The organism is Lacrimispora sp. 210928-DFI.3.58, assembly GCF_020554865.1.
Taxonomy (GTDB): Bacteria; Bacillota; Clostridia; order Lachnospirales; family Lachnospiraceae; genus Enterocloster.
In genome coordinates this window covers 75,559-95,120 of record NZ_JAJCIC010000007.1, presented here as the reverse complement: position 1 = coordinate 95,120, position 19,562 = coordinate 75,559, and the positions used below count along the sequence as shown (strand labels likewise).

Sequence of the window (19,562 nt, the reverse complement as noted above, 5' to 3'; positions counted from 1 at the left end):
CAAAAAACGGCATCTGGCACAGTTATCCGGATGCCGTTTTGCTGACACTCTGAAGTGCTCTCTGCTCAACCCGGTTTTCTCTTCGTATTTGGCCCCATGCCCTCCCGGCGGGAATTGTGGGCCTGGTTTTGGTTCTCTGGCTTCCCGCTTTCGTACCGTTCTGTGTTCGGTCCCATAAATGTGCCGTTATGCCAGTGGTCGTTAAAGGTTTCCACCTGGCGTGCCTGACGCTCCAGGCTTTCTGTTGATTCCTGCTTTCCCTGCATATTCATCACCTCATAAACAGTATGGACCAGCAGCGGCAAAATTATGCCCATCAGGCAGGTTGTCACACTTTTTCCTCTTGTCCATATATTATTATTATCTCAACAAAGAGATGCGAAAGGAGATCATAATATGATGGAAGATAGAAATACAAACTGCCCGAAACCCTGCCCCAGGTGCTGCCCTTGCCCAACACTGTTAGACATTGCCAACTCCATTGCCCATGAGGAAGATGCCCTTGCCTGTATCTTAAACGCAGAGTGCGCAAAGATCAACAAGGTCGTATCCACCTACAGCGATGTTGAAACCTTAATTGCCATTGACACCTCTGTCCAGGCGACCTTAGAGCGTATTACTGCTCTTGAGGGCGTACTGAAAGCAAAGCTGGATTCCATTCTTCCGCTGTTATCTGACTGCGACTAGAAATTCTTCTGAAAGGAGTTTTCCTTATGTGTGATTCATGCGATAACGAAGCTAGAAACACCTGCTCCCGTACCCGGAGAGAGCAGCATGTACACGAGATCATCGGCAGCACCTTTATTGCCGAGAGATGCGAAGACGCCCATAACCACCGCTTTGCAACGGTTTCCGGCGAAGCCATCCCATGCATGGGCAGCCATGTCCATGAGGTCACCTTCCGCACGGATTCCTTTGACGGGCATGTCCACGAATTTACAGGCACCTCCTCCCTTCCCATTCCGGTAGGCGATGGAAGGCATGTCCACTTTGCCAAAGCATGCACCACTGCAGCAGATGGGCACACCCATCAATTCCGGGTTGCCTCATTGATCGATAACCCAATTGAGGACTGCTAAATAACTGGCCGGGAGCGCTGCTCCCGGCACATGTTATTACAGACCCGTTGGAAGCCTATTATCGTTTATATGTCCTCCCGAACCAACGGCATACTCATGCACCGCGGGCCGCCTCTTCCTCTGGACAGCTCGGAGCTGGGCATTTCCAGCACTTCAAAACATTCACAAATTCGTTACAAACTGTTCATAGAATGCTAAAACTATCTTCATGATTCCCGGATATACTAAATCATGTAAAGAGCTAATGCTATTAAACTTTTTTTCATAATACTCGGCCGGCAGGATTTATCCTGACCGGCCTCCTCCTTTTTCTTTCCTGTTTTTCCATCCGCCAATTGTCTCCTTAATTTATCGAAAATTCGCGAATTTTTCGAAAATAATTTTCTTCAAAAAAACACTGGACAAACTGTAATTCCTATGGTATTATAAATGAGCTGTCAGTGATGAGGACAGCAAAGAGATAAGGCCTGATGGTCAAGCGGTCAAGACGACGCCCTCTCACGGCGTAAACCCGGGTTCGATTCCCGGTCAGGTCATAAAGAGCAAGCAGATTGATGCTTGCTCTTTTTTCGTTATCACAGCTCTGCATTCTGCATTCATCTGCATCAATGAAACAGCAAGGCGCCGCAGCTTCTTCTCTGCAGCGCCTGTCTCCCATCACTCTGTCACAACCACGTAGCTGGCCCTTCCGTAAAACCCCTTTTCCTCCATATTGCTCTCATCCCACTCTGCAACCAGTTCATACACCCGGTCCGGCTTCAGCGCAATGAGATACACATCCTCATAGACCTGACTTGAAAGGACCTTTGCATCGATCGTTCCAACATCCTTTCTATCATATTCCTTTACTGTAAGGCTGTCCGGTTCCCTTATGCATGTGACAGCATAGGAGATCTCCTCCAGCTTATTGTACCTGGGAAGCTTTAAGTGCTCCATGCCCTCTGCTGCCTCCAGAGGGCATGCGCCGCAGGCAGCGATACCAACGCCTTCGCCGTTTTCCACATAATTCCATGTGTAATCCCCCGGCTGGACCTCAAACTCTGCCCACGTACTGGACAGCACATCATTCAGCTTAAGAGAAGGCGCTGATGTCAGAGGGGTATTGTTATCCTTTTTACTCAGAAGCGCACCTGTTCCTGCGTCAAATACATATTCCTCCTCCACATTCCCGCTGCCATAATCAGTTTTCCTGAACATGATCCTGCCCTTCTCCTTGTCCAGCTCCTGTGCATAAATATAGCGGATGCCATCCTCCAGTTTTTCCTTTGATCCGATCCAGAAGGGATAATCTGCCAGCTCCTTGCTCCCCACTAATTGGTTGGAGATCTTCACCTCAACTCCCTCATCTGTTATGATGGGGTGCTCAAAGTCTGCAAATTCTGCGATCTTTGCCTCTCTTCCCAGCTCCTTGAGATACGCCTCGGCATATGCCCTTTCCTGATCCCTCAGCTGATTTCTGATCTCCTTCGGCGGATCAATGCAGGTCTGCCACTGCTCCTGTGGGAACATTTCACGGATAGAACTTAGATAGCCGCTCCCATCCTCCGGCTCTCTGTAGGATATCAGTTTATCTTCACTTTCCGTATCCGTGGAAAATACCATAACCGCCGGGATCACACCGCTTCCTGCTTCCTTTACAAAATACTCCTCATTTTGGAACTGGTATTCGCCGTACATTGTCAGCACATAGGCAGTGACTTTCCCATGGTCTTCCTCTGTCTTTAAGATCACATGGCCTTCTCCTGCACATTCCTCCCCGGTATAGACTCCCCTGTTAGCAAAGAACACAGCCTCTGAAACCAGTGTATCCAGATCAAAAACGTCGGCCTTTTCGGAAGGCTCTGCGGCATTCCCGCTTTCATCTGTGACCTGCGCCTCTGTTCCCAGCACTTTTGTCTCCGCTCTCTCTTGTCCCTGACAGCCCACAAGAAAAGCCGGCGTCACAGCTACAGCCAGAAGCATTTTCATAAACCCTCTCATCATTTCCTCCTTTATGCTGTACTCCTTAGCCCTACTATATCAGATTTTCCTTTGGTAAGCTTTAAGCTTTGCTTACAATTCTGCATGTTTTCTATAACATTCCGCACCTCCTGTGCTTCATTTCTATCGGAATATGGGCTTTCTGCCGGCTCACATGGGTACTTTGGCTTGCATTTCCTTCCTATCTATGATATAGTAGATATAGTACCAAAGGCTGAAACGCCTATAAATCAGGCATTTTCAGCCAACAGAAACCGAGTGTTCGAGACCTTCCACTCGTAAAACAAAACTAAAGGAGATTCGCACCATGAAACATTCATCAAACACAGGCATTTACTTTATGACCCATGCCGCAGCCATTGCAGCGGTCTACATTGTGCTGACAATGATGTTCCAGCCCATCAGCTTCGGGCCAATCCAATTCCGTATTTCAGAGGCGCTGTGCGTTCTGCCATTTTTTACTCCGGCAGCGGTTCCCGGACTATTTATCGGCTGTCTGCTCTCTAACTTCTTCTGCGGGGCAGCTGTGCTGGATGTGATATTCGGAAGCCTTGCCACACTTTTAGGAGCTCTGGGCTCCTACGCTGTCAGGGAGAGGAAGTGGGCCGTATGTGTGCCGCCCATCCTTGCCAACACCCTGATCATCCCCTGGGTCCTGCGCTATGCCTACGGCTCCGAGGATATGATCCTGTTCGCCATGGGAACTGTGGGAGTTGGAGAGATCCTGGCAATCGGAGTGCTGGGAAATGGCCTGTTAGCTGCTCTTGAGCGCTACCGGGGTGTTATTTTTAAGAACAAAATTGCATAAAACAGGAGTTTTGCCCAATAAAAGGGGGTCCCAAAGCTGCGGTCTTTGATCCACGGCTTTGGAACACCCTTTTTGACTGCTTGCTTTCGCTTCTTATTTTCGTAACCTCCGTCTGCTTCCCCTACAGTCCACATGTTCTTTTGTCAGCATCGGTGTACAAACTGTTTCTGCCTTTTGCTCATTAAATGCAATCCAAAATTTTCTGGCATACCGTTTTGCATCTGCACACAATGGATTGCCTCATCACGCGGAAAATCCCCCACATGCCAGACTCCACATCCCAGGCAAAGCTTCCCGAACGGTACAGATAATCTCCGGGGCATGATGCTCCGTCCTGCAGCTCCATATCAAACCGGTTGCCCACACTGACTCCGCCCTGTAACGGAATCACTCTGGAGAAAGCATCTTTCGGCTGCTCTTTCCACAAATGTCCATGCACAGCCAGCGACAGATTTCTTGGCTTATCCGCCGGCATCATCGTCCGGAAAATCACGCGGTCACCGGAATAGGCTTTCCAGACAGGCGTTGCAGGATCTCCATGCACTTTGCTGCTGAATACCTTCCAGATTCTTGAATCCCTCCGAAGACGATTTGCAAACCGTTCGGAATGATAGTTGTACCCTTTCTCTCCTGTATCCTCCGCGTCAACGATTTCTTCACTGTCTGCTGCGGCAGTCTGAACCAGATTTCCATCTTTATCCAAAAGCCGGATTCCGTTTTGTATAAACAAAACATATTCCCGAAAGCTTTCTATCCCCGGCGCAGTTATCACTGCCTGCTCTGCAAATGGGTTTTCTTTTTTTGTAAAATTCTCATACCACCTGGCTCCTGCCGGCTCTACGATCACGGCCCCAAACAGGCCATGGTACCTGTGATTTCGCATGTCCCCAAAGGACTGCAGGATGCAGGCCCCATATTCTCGGTCCGCATGCCAGAGATACCGCTTGCTCTCGCCGATCCCCACCGTCTGTTCTTCACAATTATACCCCACATTGATTCCCGAATCATGGATCGGATCACACTGTAAAAACTGCGGGTTTAAGGAAACTCTCTCCGATGGCTTATGCGGCATATCCAATGGAACTTTTGGATATTCATGATAAGGAACGGGTTGATCAGGATTCCACACATTATGCAGAGTTATCTCCAGCCAATCTCCTACATTTGCACGCAAAATCAAAGGCTTCGGAGTATATTTCCCGCAGAGTGCAAGATCCACATCCTCCAAGGGAACAAAAATCAGTCCGTCAGGGTCATGATCTCCATACCGGTTATAAATCAGCCTGGTCTGAATCGCCGCGATCTCATACCGTCTAACCACATCATCCTTTCCGGGACAGGGAGGAAGAGGCCGTATCCTGTCTTTTCTCTCACAGAGCGGTTTCAGACATTTCTGATACGTATCATAAGCTCGGATAATCCCCCACAGGCCCAGCCATGCATCATCAATTCCTCCGAAGTAATACAGATAGTCTCCTGCCCGATAAGGCTCTTTTATATTCAGGTTAAATGCTTCTGAAACACCGACGGTCTGTGATGCAGCCAGAGGGGACCTGTCATCTGCCACTTCCTTTTTCCATGACATTCCGGTAATATTGAATACATGCTGTTCTTCATGTGCTCCGTCAATCAGACGGATCATCAGTTCATCTCCAGGATACGTTTCCAAAACAGGAGTTGCCGGATCCCCATGCACGTGAGAACTGAAAATGTAGGCCGGATCCTCATGTTTTTTCAGCCTTTCTCTCATAGGCTCCGCGCGATAATTGATTCCCATAACTCCCGGATCATCGTGGGAACCGGGATCCTCAGGAGCATTTAACGGCTTCCCTTTCTTGTCAAACAAAAAGGCAAAATCGTGGACAAACAGGGTGAATTCCCGGAAAGACGATCCGTCCCTTCTTTTTATGACCGCCTGTGTGCCAAAACGCAGTTCCTCTCCGTCACGGATATTGTGGAAGGTTGCCCCCGTTTCCTCAATCACCAGAGCGCCAAACACTCCATGCAGCTGATGGGCATTGGCAAACAGATGGTCATGGAAAAATACTGTCCTCAGTTCTTCATCAGCAAAAAAGCGTTCCACTAACGTCTCATATTTCCTTGCTCCGGCAATATTATTCCAGCCGTTTGCCGCCCCGTCTGCGGTAATCGTATCAAATTTTACCAGATGCACATGATGCCCCACAATATCGGTCCTGGTTCTCAGTTGAAATTCATTGGCCTCCAGATACTCCGGCAGCAGGTTCGTTGTGCGCAGCTCTATGCAGTCTCCCGTATTCGCACGGATCACTAACGGCTCTACCTGAATTTCCTGCTCCTCCACCTTACGGATATAGGCCTCCAGACCTCCGTGGCGCTCCAGCTCCTCCTTAAGGACAAAAAAGCGTCCTTCCGGGTCATGCCAGCCGTACTCATTGTACGTAAGTTTTGCTTGGACCAGTGCAATTTCAAATACCTTAACTTTATCGCATGGTTTCCCACATGGGCATCTCCGGCAGTCTCCCTTTTCCTCACATTCCTCCAAGGGCTTGACCGGTTCTTTGCAGTCCCATTCTTCCTCGCACTCCCGTTCCTCCCCGGCTGTATGACAGGGTTCCTTGCAGTCCTGGCATGCTCCAACTGTGTGACAGGGGCAGGTGTCTGTATACAGCGCCCCGGGAGCCGCATTCTCTACAAAATTTGCTTCTTCTAAAAGAGTGGGACATTCGGTAGGCCTGCCGTCCACACCCAATACCCCGCATGGCGGCTGACGCGGCGGTTCACCTGGTTTTCCGCAGATAAAATTCGGGTATCCCGGATGAAGCTCATCCTTCTTCGGGGGACGTTTCCGGTCTTTCAAAGGCAAAAGCGGAGGAACCTGGGTTCCATCCGGCAGTTTTCCGGTTCCGTCCTCCAGCCGGTCATGAATCCTCCACAAAGTCCACATTCCTTCATGAAAATGCGGGTACAGATGGCAGTGGAAGATCACATCGCCGATCACCCGATTCAGACTCCCGGCCCCATACAGAATGTCCAGTGTATAACATTCCTGCGGGCTTATGGTAATCGAATCAATAATCGTGGAAACCGGATTGTCCTCTTCCAGTCTCCACTGATGATTGTGGAGATGGAATACGTGAGTCTCTTTGATACCTCCATGGATCAGACGGATCTTCGCCGGGTCACCGACATAGGCCCGCAGAATTGGCGGAGCCGGATCCCCATATACCCAGGAACTCATGGAAATTTCCTCCCCGGAGTCTGCAGGGGTCGTGATCCAGGGGCATTCGGTTTCTCATGGGTTCGGATCGGTAACTGATCGCCGTTGTGGAGGAAGGAAGCCCGGTACGGTGATCCATCGGCGGTTCTCCATCTTTATTTAAAATCTCTAATTCATCATGAAAAAATACCGAGTATTCCCGAAATGCCGGTTTCCCTGGCTGATAAATATCTGCCATCAGGCCGCTCTCGATTTCTTCTCCCGTTTCCGGGTGGAACCATTTCGCTTCCGGCGGTTCCACAATCACAGCCCCAAACAGCCCGTGGATATTCGTGGCCGCTTCACTGCTTCTGGGATCCGCCATATCATGGAATAAAAAGACCCCTTCCGTATTTGCATACCATGTATACACAATTTCATTGTCCGTTGTACTGTCCTGATTGAATCCTGTACTGGTACCGTCAGAAGTCATCACGTCATAAGCCAGGCCCTGTACATGAATGGACAGCCTTCGGTCTAATTTATGAGAAAAGCGTACTTTTACTGTATCTCCAAGGTTCACGCGAAGCACCAGCGGCTGCACTTCTTCATAGGGCTGCGGTGGTGTCTGCTGAAACCTTCGCATTGCCTCTTCCTGTATTCTCTGCGAATCCTCTTCCAGCACATACAAAAGTCCATTTGGATCATAATCTCCGTATTTATTGTATACAATAGGAATCTGGATTGCCTCTATCTTAAAATAGCGTGTTTTGCTTTCCGTAGAATATTGACACAGCTGCATATATTATCCCTCCCAACATATTGGTGTCTCCAGAATCCGAAGATAATGGTTGGCTTCCCGAAGTACATGATCTGCCAAAAGGGGCAGGATGACAGAACGAACTTTACAGCTTGTGATCCCTTCCGTACCTGCTGCTTTAAAATTACGATATCTCTCCGTAGTTTCCAGGGTCTTTCTGGTTAATTCCCCCATAGCCCTACAGTCCTGCCTTTTTGCCTCCTCCAACAAAAGACGGAAATCTCCGGCAAAGGTATCGGCAGCCACCAGCAGATCAGCTTCTGTCGGGTCAAGAAGTCCCCGGATAAACTGTGCATGTTCCATCATAATCTGATTCCAGAATACCTCAGCCGATTTCAGGTCTTTTGGCGATATACAGCCCTTTTGCTCAAGCTCCGCCACAATTTGGCGATACAATTCTGCTTCCCGGATAATGTGTTCAATCAACAGCGGATAGTTTGTCGTATACAGATTGCATGTGGTAACATTCTGCAAAATGTTTTCTTTAAACGCAATCAATCCGTTGAGCAGCCACAGGATCCTCTGATTTATCATCTGCACTTGTTGTACCATTTCTCTGTCTGAAGCACACGGGCAGCCTGATCGCAGCCGTTTTTCTGCCTGCGTGATCCGAATATCAATCGGTATTCCTGTCAACTTTTTTGTCTGCTGCTCTGCTATTTCCGTAAATTCTGTTATGACTTCTTCGGAGCGAAGAGCTTCCCGCCCCACTCTTCCGTCGGCCAAATATACCACATACGCAAGAGCTTCCTCAAATTGCTGCCGGAACCAGTCTGCCTTTTCCCGATATTCGGTTTCCCCTGCAGGAAAGCCCGCCAAAAGAAACAATGCATGCTCTTTCATGATCCTTCCAAAAAATCAGTGAGTCTCCAATGATATTCTTACATAATTCTCCATATTCTCTCATATCCTTTATGTTGTATATTACTTTAGGATATGCAGCTATACCACAGGTTGTTCTCATTCGGCTATTTCTGTAAGATTCCCCCATATGCAAGGGATATTGCTGTGTTCAATCGACCAATATGCATCCTCCCCTTCTTAGCGTCTGGCTCTTTCCTATATTACTATTTTACTGATTCACCCTTGCTGTTTTTTACTGCATTGCGGCGCATCAGTCCCTCATACTGGAAACCTGCCTTTTCCAGTGCACACCGGGAACCGGCATTATAAGAGAACGGCTCAGCATAGATTCGCAGGATATCTGTGATTGTATCATGAAATCCTTGAATATAAGTTGTCAACCAAAACTATACCATACCATCTTCCCAACTGACAGAAATATCGTCAAGGTAATAGGATGTAGTTGCCTCAAAACCAGAGTCTGTACCGATGATCAAAAAGACCTCTCCCCGGATATTAGCAGTTACATCAAACTCGGCCTGGAACTCTTTGAACTCATACTCGCCAGGGCGATTATTTTCCGTCTTGGTCATATCGCCCACAACAACCATATCTTTTCCGCTGTTGCCTTGGTTGCCCGTGTCAATGTTCATACGGTAATACTTCAAAGCCTCGCTCTCTGCTACCATAGCCGCAGGCTCCGTAGGTGTAATACCGCATTTAACGGCAACGCTTTCTCCGGGTGCTCCGCCTACTCCTACCAGATTGCCTTCAACATCAGTTGCCAGTTTGAAAGACATGGTGAAGTGGTAAGTCCTTGCCGGTTCAAAGCCGTCCAGCCTTTTTACATATCCCATAAAGAGATCGGCGCTGTGATTATTGCCGGAAATAAAAATTCCGTTTCCGGCGCCGGGGATCGGAATCTGGCCATAACTGTGCTGGAACTCATAGAATTCCTCCACACCTTCATCGTAAGGGTAGTCTGCAAAAATCGGAGTAAAACCGTTGTCATTTTGAGCGAAGTCAAATTGCAAGCCGGAACCGGTTTCCGCCACAGCAGATGTACAGCCTGTCATCATAGTAAGTGATAAAACAGTGGCCATACCAAGTGAAAGAAGTTTTTGTAATCTCATATAAGTCCTCCTGTCGTACCCATTTTATGTTTTCGTTGGGTATCTATTTATTTAGATGCATTACGGCTTTCGATCTGTTGGTATCCTGTCAGAAAATTTGAAAAAGAGTACCCAGACAGCAGCCGTCAGGAGGAAGAATATAGAAAACGCAATCAGCCATGGGGAGAGGGTCGGTTCTGCTGGCGGGATACTGCTGATGCCAACATCTCCCGGTTGTTCTGCGTTCGCTCCAAAATATTGAGATAGCTGATACCAAAAGCCTCCACCAAAGCCGAGAACAAGGCAGGTCAGGGCCGTTAGTGTATGGCGCAATTTTTTAATTGATGTAGCGTAAATCCACTGAACAGTCCCAATAGGGAGGGAAAGGACATTCGATATTTCCTTATGTGTCATATCCCCCAGAATTTTCATTGTTACTACCGTGCGTTGCTTTTCGTTCAGCGATGCCGTCATAGAGTAAAAGGACTCCATATCCACAAAATCTTCAATCGCTTTATCTTGGATAGGTAACTCAAAAGCATCTTCCAACGGTGATGAGACTTTCTCTCTTCTTAAATACATGAGAGCTTCATTTTTTACAACTGTTTGCAGCCACTTGAATTCGTAGTCCATGGGAAAAAGTGCTTCGTCAAGTGCATAAAGCCGCAGCATAACGTTTTGAATGACATCGTAGCAATCGTTTTCATTCTTCAAAACAGAATATGCAATACCAAACATAAAACGGAAATAATCATTGTAAAGCATTTCAAAACCTTGGGGGGCTTTGTCCCTTATCATGCTAATTATTTTTTTGATGTTTTTTGCATCCATTTTATGGCCTCCTGGAAAATTGTTATTTACTATAAAGATGCAAGTTCGTTTGTTTTTTGTTGGTCTATTTTGGAATTTTTCCTGACCATATTAGCATATTATAATAGCGCAAATAACGGCCTCTTTATTCATAGGTTTCCTTCATTCACAGGTTTATAAATTTGGCAGGCAGGCATAATCCCATTTCCTGTCGGAAGTGTATATTTGATAATAAGGCTGGTAATAGCTTCCACTGACTCTGCACAATCCTTTCTAAGCCATTCTGCGGCAATCCCCATAATTCCGTTCATGTAAAAGGATAAAATGTAACTTTTTTCCGTTTCCGTAATACAAAAACGTTCCAATATAGGATTAAATAAATGCTTGAACATTTTTTGAAAAGAAGTATTGGCATGAAATTCTTCCGGCCTCGTTAAGGCTGCTGTAAACAGTCTTTTATGATCCCTTATAAACTCCAGATAAGGGATAAGATATCTGGGGGTTATAAAGATCAGTTCTTCTAAATTTCCGCTTTTAATCTTCTCTATGGTAGCCACAGCGTCTGTCGTAAAATATCCAAGAAACCGGGAGTTGATATATTCCAGCGTCTCCATAAGGAGATCCCGCGTAGTCTCATAGTGAAGATAAAAAGTGGAACGGTTTACTTCTGCATGGTCACAGATTTCTTTTATCGTGATATATTCAAAATCCTTTTTCTCCAAGAGGGAGAGAAACGCCTTGTCCATCCGGATTGCAGTATTAAAATATTTGCTTTCTGACTTATTCATTTCCTATCCCTCTTTCGTTTTTATCAGCATTCCTTATTCATTATCGCTGATCTGCTTTGCAAGTTCAATAATTTCAAAGGCGTATTGTTGCTTTCCTTTTTCCAGAAGCTTCTTATAAATAAAATAATTGATTCCCATTCCTGCAAGTCCCAGAATTCCAATCATAATACCAAGTACCATGAAACCTGCAGTACCTCCTCCAATCACGTCCATAGAGAGACACATTCCAGTACCGGCAATAAGTGAAGTTATGATACCAAATGTATAGGCAAATACATTTGCTGGCCGTTTCGCTTTTCTATCCAATTTCTTAAGTGCCAGCACCTTCGAAGTGTCCTTCGGTGCATATTCATTTGCAAGGGCTTCCGCATAAATTTTATCTGTGTTCATAGCCTGTGGCCTCCTTATATTTGATATTTTCATTATAGGTAACTTTACAAATCAACTGAACATCATAAATCATCAAATATGTTGTTTTCTGATTTTCCGTTTATCCAGAATCCTTTTTCTACTATCAATCATAGCAAAAAAAGGCTATACCATCAATCAAAGTTAAAAGCGGTCCATAACAACAGCTCCATATCCGCCATGGAAATCCCAAGCCGCACACACCGGAGCAGAAGCAATGGCGTGGTCATTTCACGCTCTGTAGGGCGAAGTCTTTTTAGCCTCCACATCCGTCTGCACATTTAGTCCCCACAGCTTGATAAGCTCCGAAAATTGCTGGAAACGGGTAAAAAGAAAGCGCCCCCGAGGAGACGCTGTTCAGATAATTTTATTCACAGAAAAATCATGGCTTACATTTACTTTTCAACATACTCCCATTTTTCCTCTGTCATTTCATAATCCGCCCACGTTGTATTTAGCTTTGTATCAGTAAGATGAAATCCAAAATTGCTATATAGATGTCTTGCTGCCTTACATATATCTATAGTCCACAATACAACATGGGAATAGTTTTTTTCTTTACAAAAATCCATAGCTTTTTGCATAAGCATTTTTCCAACCCCTTTGCCCTGCAGCGATGGGTCTGTGCCAAACAGCCTTAACTGGGCACTTCCATCATCCTTACCTACTATACAAACAGAGCCTACGATTTTCCCATTTTCCTCCGCAATCCATAATTCATTTCTGTCCGGATGATCAAAAAGCTCTGTCATGGCATGGAGAAAATAATTTTCAACATTTGGTAAAAAATCAAACTGCTGCTCAAAAAGCTTGTAATAAAAATGAACCACTAAACTTGGTTCCCCAGGTTTATATGTTCTTATTATAATACTTGAATCCATCCTATTTTCTCTCCTTTGAAATCTCTGAAAATTTATCTAAAATCAGTTCCATAGCATCACATATCTGCCCGCATACATCCATATCAAAAGTTTCTATACAATTGATAAATATCCTTATTTGTTGTCTCAACCAGACCCGGAACCTCTGTCCTGCCCTTATCTGTAAGGTAAACACAGTTTCTACGTTTATCACTTGCGGAAATTCCTTCCTGCCGACTAATTTCAATATATCCATATTTCTTTCGGAATCATACTCCCGAAGTTCTTCTACTATTTCGTCTGATCCTTAATCCTATAGTAATCTTCCATATCCAAACTCGATCTCACATAAGAATCCGGTTTGCGTTTTCGGTTGCTCAAGAGGCACACAGTTTCAATATTCCCGGTAGATGGGAACATGTCCACGCAACAGGCTTTTTTCACCTCGTATCCGCCTTCCTGCAACACTACCAGATCCCTTGCCAGACTGGTAGGCTTACAGGAAATATAGACGATCCTGTCCACACCAAAATCAATGATCTTTCCCAGTGCCTTCGGATGAATACCGTCACGGGGCGGGTCCACTACGATCAGGTCTGGCTTGTCGGTCAGGCTGTCGATGACCTTCAGCACGTCCCCGGCAATAAATTCGCAGTTTGTAAGGCCGTTTAACCCTGCGTTTACACGGGCGGCCTCCACAGCTTCTTCTACGATCTCTACTCCCACTACCTTTTTTGCCACAGGAGCCAGGATCTGGGCAATGGTGCCGGTGCCGCTGTAGAGGTCAAAGACTACCTTGTCCTTTGTCTCGCCTACGTAGCCTCTGGCTGTCTCGTACAGCACCTCCGCTCCCAGAGAGTTGGTCTGGAAGAAGGAGAAGGGATTGATGCGGAAGCAAAGCCCCAGAAGCTCCTCGTAGAAATAGTCCTGTCCATAGAGGATATGGGTGCCATCGTTCTGTACCACGTCTGCCATGGAGTCGTTTTCCGTGTGAAGGATCCCGGCGATCCTGCCCTTAAGCGGGAGGGACAGCAGGCGGTCCTTCCAGTTCTCCAGGATCTCCTTTTCCCTCTCCGTAAGAGAAGAGGCGGTTTGATCCGGGCTCCCCTCTGCTCCCCCGTTAAGATACTCCCTCTGGGTGCTGGTGACCAGATCCACCAGGATCTCACCGGATTTCACGCCGCGGCGCACCAGCAGATGGCGCAGATATCCTTTGTGCTGCAGTTTTCTGTAAAATGCCGTCCCCAGCTTCTCAAAATAGTCTTTCGTCGTCTCTAAAATGCGGCAGAAATCCTCATGGACGATCTGGCAATGGGGCGTAGTGACAATATCATAAAAGCTTCCCCGTTTATGCATTCCCAGGGCAAGGGGACCATCCTTTACCTCATCTCCAAAAGAAAATTCCATTTTGTTGCGGTATCCCTTATCTATGGGACTGCCCTTGATGCCCTGAAAATCATAGGTTCCATCCTCCACCACGGTGTCAAGAAGGGCCTTTACCTGCCCTTCCTTAATTCTTAACTGTTCTGCATAGGGCAGACCCTGATAAAGGCAGCCTCCGCAGATCCCGCTGTGAGGACAGGCCTCTTCCTGCTGCTCTGCGCCGGAAGGCTCCAGCACCGCCAGCAGGCGGCCTTCACATTTTCCCTTTCTCTTCTTTGTCAGCACTCCCTGTATCTTCTGACCAGGAAGAGCATTTTTTACCACGATCTTTTCTCCCTCTGCCTCAACGATCCCTTTATTTGGAAAATCAATACGCAGGACAACGCCCTCGAACATATCGCCTTTCTTCATTGTCTGTTCTCCTTACTTCTATCTTGTTACTAAACCTGCATGCGCCCGGCGGGCGGACGCGCCACCGCACCGTAAAAGTCCGGCGGGCGCATTGGACATACCTGAATGCGTGCCGTCTGTCCGGCAACGGAACTTTCACTGTAATTATACCATGGACGAGTACCATGGCGCAGCTCATTTTATTATAGCAGAAATCCCATAGGTGTCCAATCCTTTCGCTTCCGCATTTTGCCTTATGCCTTAGGCAGGAGCGCAGGATGCGGAAAAATGTCCGCGCAAAAAGAGCTGCCGCATCTCTGCAACAGCTCTCTCATGCTCACAACGCTTTATTCAGCCTTTTCCTCTGCTGGCTTTTCTTCCTTTTTCTCCGGCTCCTCATCTTCAAAGAAGTCGTCGTCAAAGTCATCGTCAAAATCGTCCTCAAAGTCCTCTAGATAATCCGGTGTAAAGAAACGGTATACTGCATAGGCAATACCTGCTACTGCTGCCACTGCGCCAATGATCGCAAGAACCCAGAGAATACAGTTTTTCTTTTTCTCGTCTTCCTCTCTTTTATGGATCAGCTCATTGAGCTTGGAAGCATTCATAAGCTCCTCTACGCGGCTTAATGCCTCTTTCCCCATTGCGTCAAATCGTTCCCTGTCAAATCTGTTCATAGTCACCACACGTCCTTTCCTCGCTCCATAAAAGCAAACGGTAAATGCGAACTACGCTTCGCTCCGTTTGCGTAGCAAATAGTTTCGCGCTCTGGCGCTCAACTATTTTTTATTACGCTCGTTCCTCGCTTCATAAAAACTTGCGGGAACCGCGAACTACGCTTCGCTCCGTTTGCGTAGCAAATAGTTTCGCGCTCCGGCGCTCAACTATTTTTTATTATTATATCATGGAACCCTTTAATTTACTATCCCAATTTATTCAAATTTTATCCAGTTTTGCAAAGGAGGCAAACATCCGTTTCTGGCCTGCGGTATCAAATTCCACTGTGACCTCAAAATCCTTCGGACCATCCTTGACCTCCTTCACCGTGCCTTCGCCAAACAGCTTGTGTTTTACCCTGTCTCCGGGACCATAGTCAAGAGACGCCGCCTTTTGTACGGTAAATGCCTTTCCAAAAGCCGGTTTGCTTCCTCCGCTCCCCTTTCCTGCGCTGGGAGAAGCAGTCTTTGAAGCATAGGCATTGTATCCCTTCCCAAAGGTATTCATCCGGCTTTTGCCCTGGCTGCCCGCTGCCTGAACGCCTCCTGCCTGGTTCCACGGAAGGCCTGCCTCCTCCTCGGAAAGCCTCCTGCCCGCACTGCTTCCCGGACCGCCAAAGCCAAAAAGCGCAGGCTCCAGTCGGTCCTCGTGGAGAAGCTCCGGCGGTATCTCATCCATAAAACGGCTGGGCCTGCAGTATCTCGTCTCCCCATTCACCATACGCTGCCTGGCAGAGGTCATCACCAGCTCCTTCTTTGCCCTGGTAATGCCCACATAGCAGAGGCGCCTTTCCTCTTCTAAGTCTGTCCTGTCATCGGAATTAATGGACATCATACTGGGGAACAGGCCGTCCTCCATGCCTGCCAGATAGACCTTCGGAAATTCCAGTCCCTTGGCGCTATGTAAAGTCATGAGCGTCACCCTGTCCTCAGACTCATCCATACTGTCAATATCCGCCACCAGAGCTACCTGCTCTAAAAATTCATCCAGAGTAGGATTCTCACTGTCCTCCTCGTAGCTCACCGCCTTATTGATCAGCTCCTCGATATTTTCAAGGCGGGTCTGGGCCTCGATCTCTCCTTCTTCTTCCAACTCCTTCTGATAGCCTGTGTCCTCCAGGATATTCTCTATCAGGTCGCGCAGGGAAAGCTCATCCGGCTGCGCCTCCCTGCGGAAGGACTCCATCTGCATCACAAAGGCCTCGATCTTTCCGGCTGCCTTGCCGATCCCCGGCACCTGCTTTGCCTCCTTTAAGGTGTCATAGAGGCTCATTCCATGCTCGGATGCAAAGGCTGTCACCTTTCCCATGGTAGTCGCCCCGATCCCCCGCTTCGGCACATTGATGATGCGCAGCACTGCCAGGTCATCCACGCCGTTGGCAATGGTCTTTAGATAGGCCAGAATATCCTTGATCTCCTTTCTCTGGTAGAAGTTGATACCTCCCACCAGGCGGTAGGGCACATTGTAGAAAATACACCTTTCCTCCAGAAGACGTGACTGGGCATTGGTGCGGTAGAGCACTGCCTGGTCATGATAGGCCAGCCCGCTGTCTCTGATCTGCCTGGCAATAAAGTCCGCCTCATCCTTAGCCGTGTCAAACTGCTTAAAAGAGACCAGATCCCCCTCGCCATTGGCTGTCCAAAGGGTCTTGTCCTTCCTTCCCCTGTTGTGGCGGATAACACCGTTGGCTGCATTTAAGATGTTCTGGGTGGAGCGGTAATTCTGCTCCAGCTTGATGACCCTTGCCCCCGGAAATGCCTCCTCAAAGCTCAAGATATTTTCAATATCCGCTCCCCTAAACCGGTAAATGGACTGGTCGTCATCGCCTACTACGCAAAGGTTTTTGTATTTTCCGGCCAAAAGGCTTATGAGTTTGAACTGAGCTAAATTGGTATCCTGGTACTCGTCCACCATGATATAGCGGAAGCGCTCCTGGTAGTAATTTAACACCTCCGGATTATTCTTAAGCAGCTCCACGGTCTTTACGATCAGGTCATCGAAATCCAGGGCATTGTTCTTCTTTAGCTGCTTCTGGTATTCCTTATAGATCTCCCCGATCCTCCTCTGCCTGAAGTCCCCTCCTGCACTTATGAGAAATTCCTCCGGCATGATCAGCTTGTCCTTTGCCGAGGAGATCACCCCCAGCACAGACCGCTCCTTAAACTGCTTCGTATCCACATCCAGGATCTTAAACACCTGCTTCATCAGTGTCTTCTGGTCGTCACTGTCGTAGATGGAAAAGCTGGTGGTGTATCCCAGATGTTCAATGTGGCGGCGCAGGATGCGGACGCAGGAGGAATGGAAGGTGCTGACCCAGATACTCTCCGCGCCAAAGCCCACCAGCTTATCCACCCGCTCCCGCATCTCTCCGGCGGCCTTGTTGGTAAAGGTAATGGCCATGATGTTCCAGGGATTCACCTGCTTCTCCTCGATCAGGTAGGCCGCCCTGTGGGTCAGAACCCTGGTCTTCCCGGATCCGGCTCCCGCCAGAATAAGGAGAGGTCCCTCTGTGTGAAGGACAGCCTCCTTCTGCATGGGATTTAATGTATCGTAAATGCTCATTTCTGTTACCGCCTTTTCGTTCTCATTTATGGCTTATAGCCAATGGAAACAGTTTACCATATTTTCACCTGCGAGTCCAGGCAAACCAAAACAGATGGACTCTCCAAAAGAAACCACATTTTCTCCTTGTCATCTAGTTTTTAATACTATATAATAAAGACAGCATATGACAGCCAACAACCCCACTGCAAGCAACAGGCATCAAACTTGCAGCGCTGCAGAGCGGCGGGGTATGTGACCCTCGCGGCAGCCGCCAAATGTGCGTGAAGGCATGACACTTGGCTCATTGTCCGCGGGAATCAAACTAGAGGTGACAGCGAATGAGAACAAATGAAGAACGACTGAAGGAACTGCTGGCCTTTCTGAATACACAAACACATGTAAAGCCGGAGCAGATCCCCGATATTGATCTATATATGGATCAGGTCACAACCTTTATGGAGGAGCATTTAAGGGATACGAAGCGCCATCCTGACGACAAGGTCTTAACAAAGACCATGATCAACAATTATGCCAAAAATAATCTTCTCCCGCCTCCGATCAAGAAAAAATATTCCAAGGACCACATGCTGATGCTCATTTTTATCTATTACTTCAAGAGCCTGCTGTCCTTTTCCGATATCGAGACGATCTTTGCGCCTCTCACTGCAAAGCATTTTTCCCGGAAGGAATCAGAGCTGTCTCTGGCAGACATTTACCGGGAGGTGTTTACGTTGGAGGAGCTGGAGATGGAGGAGCTTAAGACAAACATTTCCGAGAAGTTCAGGCGCGCTCAGGAGACCTTCGGGGATGCCCCGGTGGATGAAGGGGATAAGGATTACCTGAAGCTGTTTTCCTTTATCTGCGAGCTGTCCTTTGACGTATACTTAAAGACCCAGATGATCGAAATGCTGGCTGACCAGCTGCGGGAGGAGTGCCCTTCCTCAAAGAAAAAGTAAAAAACATGCATTATCCAGCCATACAGCCGGATAATGCATGTTTTTTATCCCTTTACGGCACCCTCCATCATACCTGCCTTCTGGAAACGCTCCAGCACCAGGTACAAAAGTATGATCGGGATAATGACCAGAGTGGTTCCTGCCAGGATGACGGGCCATGGGGTGGACAGTCCCTCACTGACCGGAAGCAGGGAGATGGTTACCATCAGCGTATATTTTGCCTGCTTTCTCAAGTAGAGCAGCGGCCAGAAGAAGTCATTCCACCTGGCGATCAGGGTGATGGCGCCCCAGGAGGCCATGGCCGGCTTGATCACAGGGAGGATGATCTTCATGAAAATGCCGAAGTCCGTACAGCCATCGATCCGCGCAGCCTCCACCAGTTCGTCAGGCACATCTGTGATATATTGGTTCATATAGAAAATACCCACTGCCGTTGCGATCCTGGGAACCACCAGAGACCACAGGCTGTTGATGAGCCCCACCTTCTTCATGATGATGAACAGCGGCACAGAGCCTACCTCCGGCGGAACCAGCATGGTTGCGATCACAAAATAGAACAGGAAGGTCCTTCCCGGAAATTTGTATTTTGCAAAGGCAAAGCCTGCCAGAGCACAGAAGAACAGGGAGGTGACTGTGCCCATGATGGTGGTGAACACGCTGTTAAAGGTATTCTGTCCCACAGGTATCATTTCAAAAAGTCTCTTAAAATTTGCCAAAGTCGGCTGTGTCACCAAAATGGAATTAAAGCCTGTAATGCTCTCGGAGGTGCTCTTGATGGAGATCAGGCACATCCACACAATGGGGAACAGGCAGATGATGGTGATGAGTATCAAGAGCCCATATATGACTCCAGAGGAAATTGCTTTTTTCCGGTACATTTCAACTC

20 protein-coding genes, 1 tRNA gene and 1 pseudogene are annotated in these 19,562 nt (G+C 47.6%); 5 read left to right on the top strand and 17 right to left on the bottom strand.

What is annotated here, in order from left to right; translation table 11 throughout:
* Positions 1-65: 65 nt before the first annotated feature.
* A complete protein-coding gene (locus LIZ87_RS06685; protein ID WP_227145942.1) occupies positions 66-332 on the bottom strand; it encodes a hypothetical protein in 267 nt (88 codons plus the stop codon).
* A 64-nt stretch (positions 333-396) separates the two neighbouring features.
* Here LIZ87_RS06685 and LIZ87_RS06680 point away from each other — a divergent pair, with 64 nt between their 5' ends.
* Positions 397-687, top strand: coding sequence for a hypothetical protein (locus LIZ87_RS06680; RefSeq protein ID WP_227145940.1), 291 nt, complete (start codon positions 397-399; stop codon positions 685-687).
* A 26-nt stretch (positions 688-713) separates the two neighbouring features.
* Positions 714-1,079: a YmaF family protein gene (locus tag LIZ87_RS06675; protein ID WP_227145938.1), complete on the top strand. Its 366-nt coding sequence runs from the start codon at positions 714-716 to the stop codon at positions 1,077-1,079.
* A 65-nt stretch (positions 1,080-1,144) separates the two neighbouring features.
* On the opposite strand, the gene LIZ87_RS06670 is transcribed toward LIZ87_RS06675, so the two are convergent.
* Positions 1,145-1,231 (bottom strand): arginine deiminase family protein, encoded by an 87-nt coding sequence (locus LIZ87_RS06670; RefSeq protein ID WP_330664557.1) that lies wholly within the window; start codon positions 1,229-1,231, stop codon positions 1,145-1,147.
* Between the two features lie 312 nt (positions 1,232-1,543).
* Between LIZ87_RS06670 and LIZ87_RS06665 the strand changes: the two genes are divergently transcribed.
* Positions 1,544-1,615 (top strand) — tRNA-Glu (locus LIZ87_RS06665).
* Positions 1,616-1,736: 121 nt separating this feature from the next.
* On the opposite strand, the gene LIZ87_RS06660 is transcribed toward LIZ87_RS06665, so the two are convergent.
* Positions 1,737-3,059: a hypothetical protein gene (locus tag LIZ87_RS06660; RefSeq protein ID WP_178314772.1), complete on the bottom strand. Its 1,323-nt coding sequence runs from the start codon at positions 3,057-3,059 to the stop codon at positions 1,737-1,739.
* A gap of 307 nt (positions 3,060-3,366) precedes the next feature.
* Here LIZ87_RS06660 and LIZ87_RS06655 point away from each other — a divergent pair, with 307 nt between their 5' ends.
* Positions 3,367-3,867: a QueT transporter family protein gene (locus tag LIZ87_RS06655; protein ID WP_178314774.1), complete on the top strand. Its 501-nt coding sequence runs from the start codon at positions 3,367-3,369 to the stop codon at positions 3,865-3,867.
* 181 nt (positions 3,868-4,048) lie between these two features.
* Here the strand turns inward: LIZ87_RS06655 and LIZ87_RS06650 are convergent, their stop codons facing one another.
* From LIZ87_RS06650 to pcrA, 13 genes and pseudogenes are all read right to left on the bottom strand, one after another.
* A complete protein-coding gene (locus LIZ87_RS06650) occupies positions 4,049-7,087 on the bottom strand; it encodes a copper oxidase (RefSeq protein ID WP_227145936.1) in 3,039 nt (1,012 codons plus the stop codon).
* Complete coding sequence (locus LIZ87_RS06645) at positions 7,029-7,847, bottom strand: multicopper oxidase domain-containing protein (protein WP_227145934.1); 819 nt, start codon at positions 7,845-7,847, stop codon at positions 7,029-7,031. Before LIZ87_RS06645 ends, LIZ87_RS06650 begins: the two co-directional genes overlap by 59 nt.
* Before the next feature lie 3 nt (positions 7,848-7,850).
* On the bottom strand, positions 7,851-8,711 hold the full coding sequence (locus tag LIZ87_RS06640; RefSeq protein WP_319638572.1) for a DUF2935 domain-containing protein: 861 nt from the start codon (positions 8,709-8,711) through the stop codon (positions 7,851-7,853).
* Positions 8,712-9,115: 404 nt separating this feature from the next.
* Positions 9,116-9,841 (bottom strand): hypothetical protein, encoded by a 726-nt coding sequence (locus LIZ87_RS06630; protein ID WP_227145933.1) that lies wholly within the window; start codon positions 9,839-9,841, stop codon positions 9,116-9,118.
* A gap of 60 nt (positions 9,842-9,901) precedes the next feature.
* Positions 9,902-10,651 (bottom strand): RNA polymerase sigma factor, encoded by a 750-nt coding sequence (locus LIZ87_RS06625; protein WP_178314781.1) that lies wholly within the window; start codon positions 10,649-10,651, stop codon positions 9,902-9,904.
* Between the two features lie 128 nt (positions 10,652-10,779).
* Positions 10,780-11,244, bottom strand: a complete 465-nt coding sequence (locus LIZ87_RS06620) for a TetR-like C-terminal domain-containing protein (RefSeq protein ID WP_264467928.1) — start codon at positions 11,242-11,244, stop codon at positions 10,780-10,782.
* Positions 11,245-11,253: 9 nt separating this feature from the next.
* Positions 11,254-11,376, bottom strand: a pseudogene (locus LIZ87_RS22850) (TetR family transcriptional regulator); the annotation flags it as partial.
* A 75-nt stretch (positions 11,377-11,451) separates the two neighbouring features.
* Entirely contained in the window at positions 11,452-11,808 is a 357-nt protein-coding gene (locus tag LIZ87_RS06615) for a dihydropteridine reductase (RefSeq protein ID WP_178314785.1), read from the bottom strand.
* Between the two features lie 413 nt (positions 11,809-12,221).
* Complete coding sequence (locus tag LIZ87_RS06610) at positions 12,222-12,707, bottom strand: GNAT family N-acetyltransferase (protein WP_227145931.1); 486 nt, start codon at positions 12,705-12,707, stop codon at positions 12,222-12,224.
* Between the two features lies 1 nt (position 12,708).
* Positions 12,709-12,942 carry a hypothetical protein gene (locus tag LIZ87_RS06605; RefSeq protein ID WP_227145928.1) on the bottom strand — a complete coding sequence of 78 codons (234 nt, stop codon included), beginning with the start codon at positions 12,940-12,942 and terminating at the stop codon, positions 12,709-12,711.
* Positions 12,943-12,977: 35 nt separating this feature from the next.
* A complete protein-coding gene (rlmD, locus tag LIZ87_RS06600; protein WP_178314792.1) occupies positions 12,978-14,480 on the bottom strand; it encodes a 23S rRNA (uracil(1939)-C(5))-methyltransferase RlmD in 1,503 nt (500 codons plus the stop codon).
* Between the two features lie 326 nt (positions 14,481-14,806).
* Positions 14,807-15,136 (bottom strand): DUF4366 domain-containing protein, encoded by a 330-nt coding sequence (locus LIZ87_RS06595; RefSeq protein WP_178314794.1) that lies wholly within the window; start codon positions 15,134-15,136, stop codon positions 14,807-14,809.
* A 259-nt stretch (positions 15,137-15,395) separates the two neighbouring features.
* The gene (gene pcrA / locus LIZ87_RS06590; protein ID WP_178313154.1) at positions 15,396-17,738 is read right to left on the bottom strand and encodes a DNA helicase PcrA; all 2,343 of its coding nucleotides are present in this window, start codon (positions 17,736-17,738) and stop codon (positions 15,396-15,398) included.
* Positions 17,739-18,058: 320 nt separating this feature from the next.
* On the opposite strand from pcrA, the gene LIZ87_RS06585 reads away from it, so the two are divergent.
* Positions 18,059-18,676, top strand: a complete 618-nt coding sequence (locus tag LIZ87_RS06585; RefSeq protein ID WP_178313155.1) for a DUF1836 domain-containing protein — start codon at positions 18,059-18,061, stop codon at positions 18,674-18,676.
* A 44-nt stretch (positions 18,677-18,720) separates the two neighbouring features.
* On the opposite strand, the gene LIZ87_RS06580 is transcribed toward LIZ87_RS06585, so the two are convergent.
* Positions 18,721-19,554 (bottom strand): carbohydrate ABC transporter permease, encoded by an 834-nt coding sequence (locus LIZ87_RS06580; RefSeq protein WP_178313156.1) that lies wholly within the window; start codon positions 19,552-19,554, stop codon positions 18,721-18,723.
* Positions 19,555-19,562 lie beyond the last annotated feature (8 nt).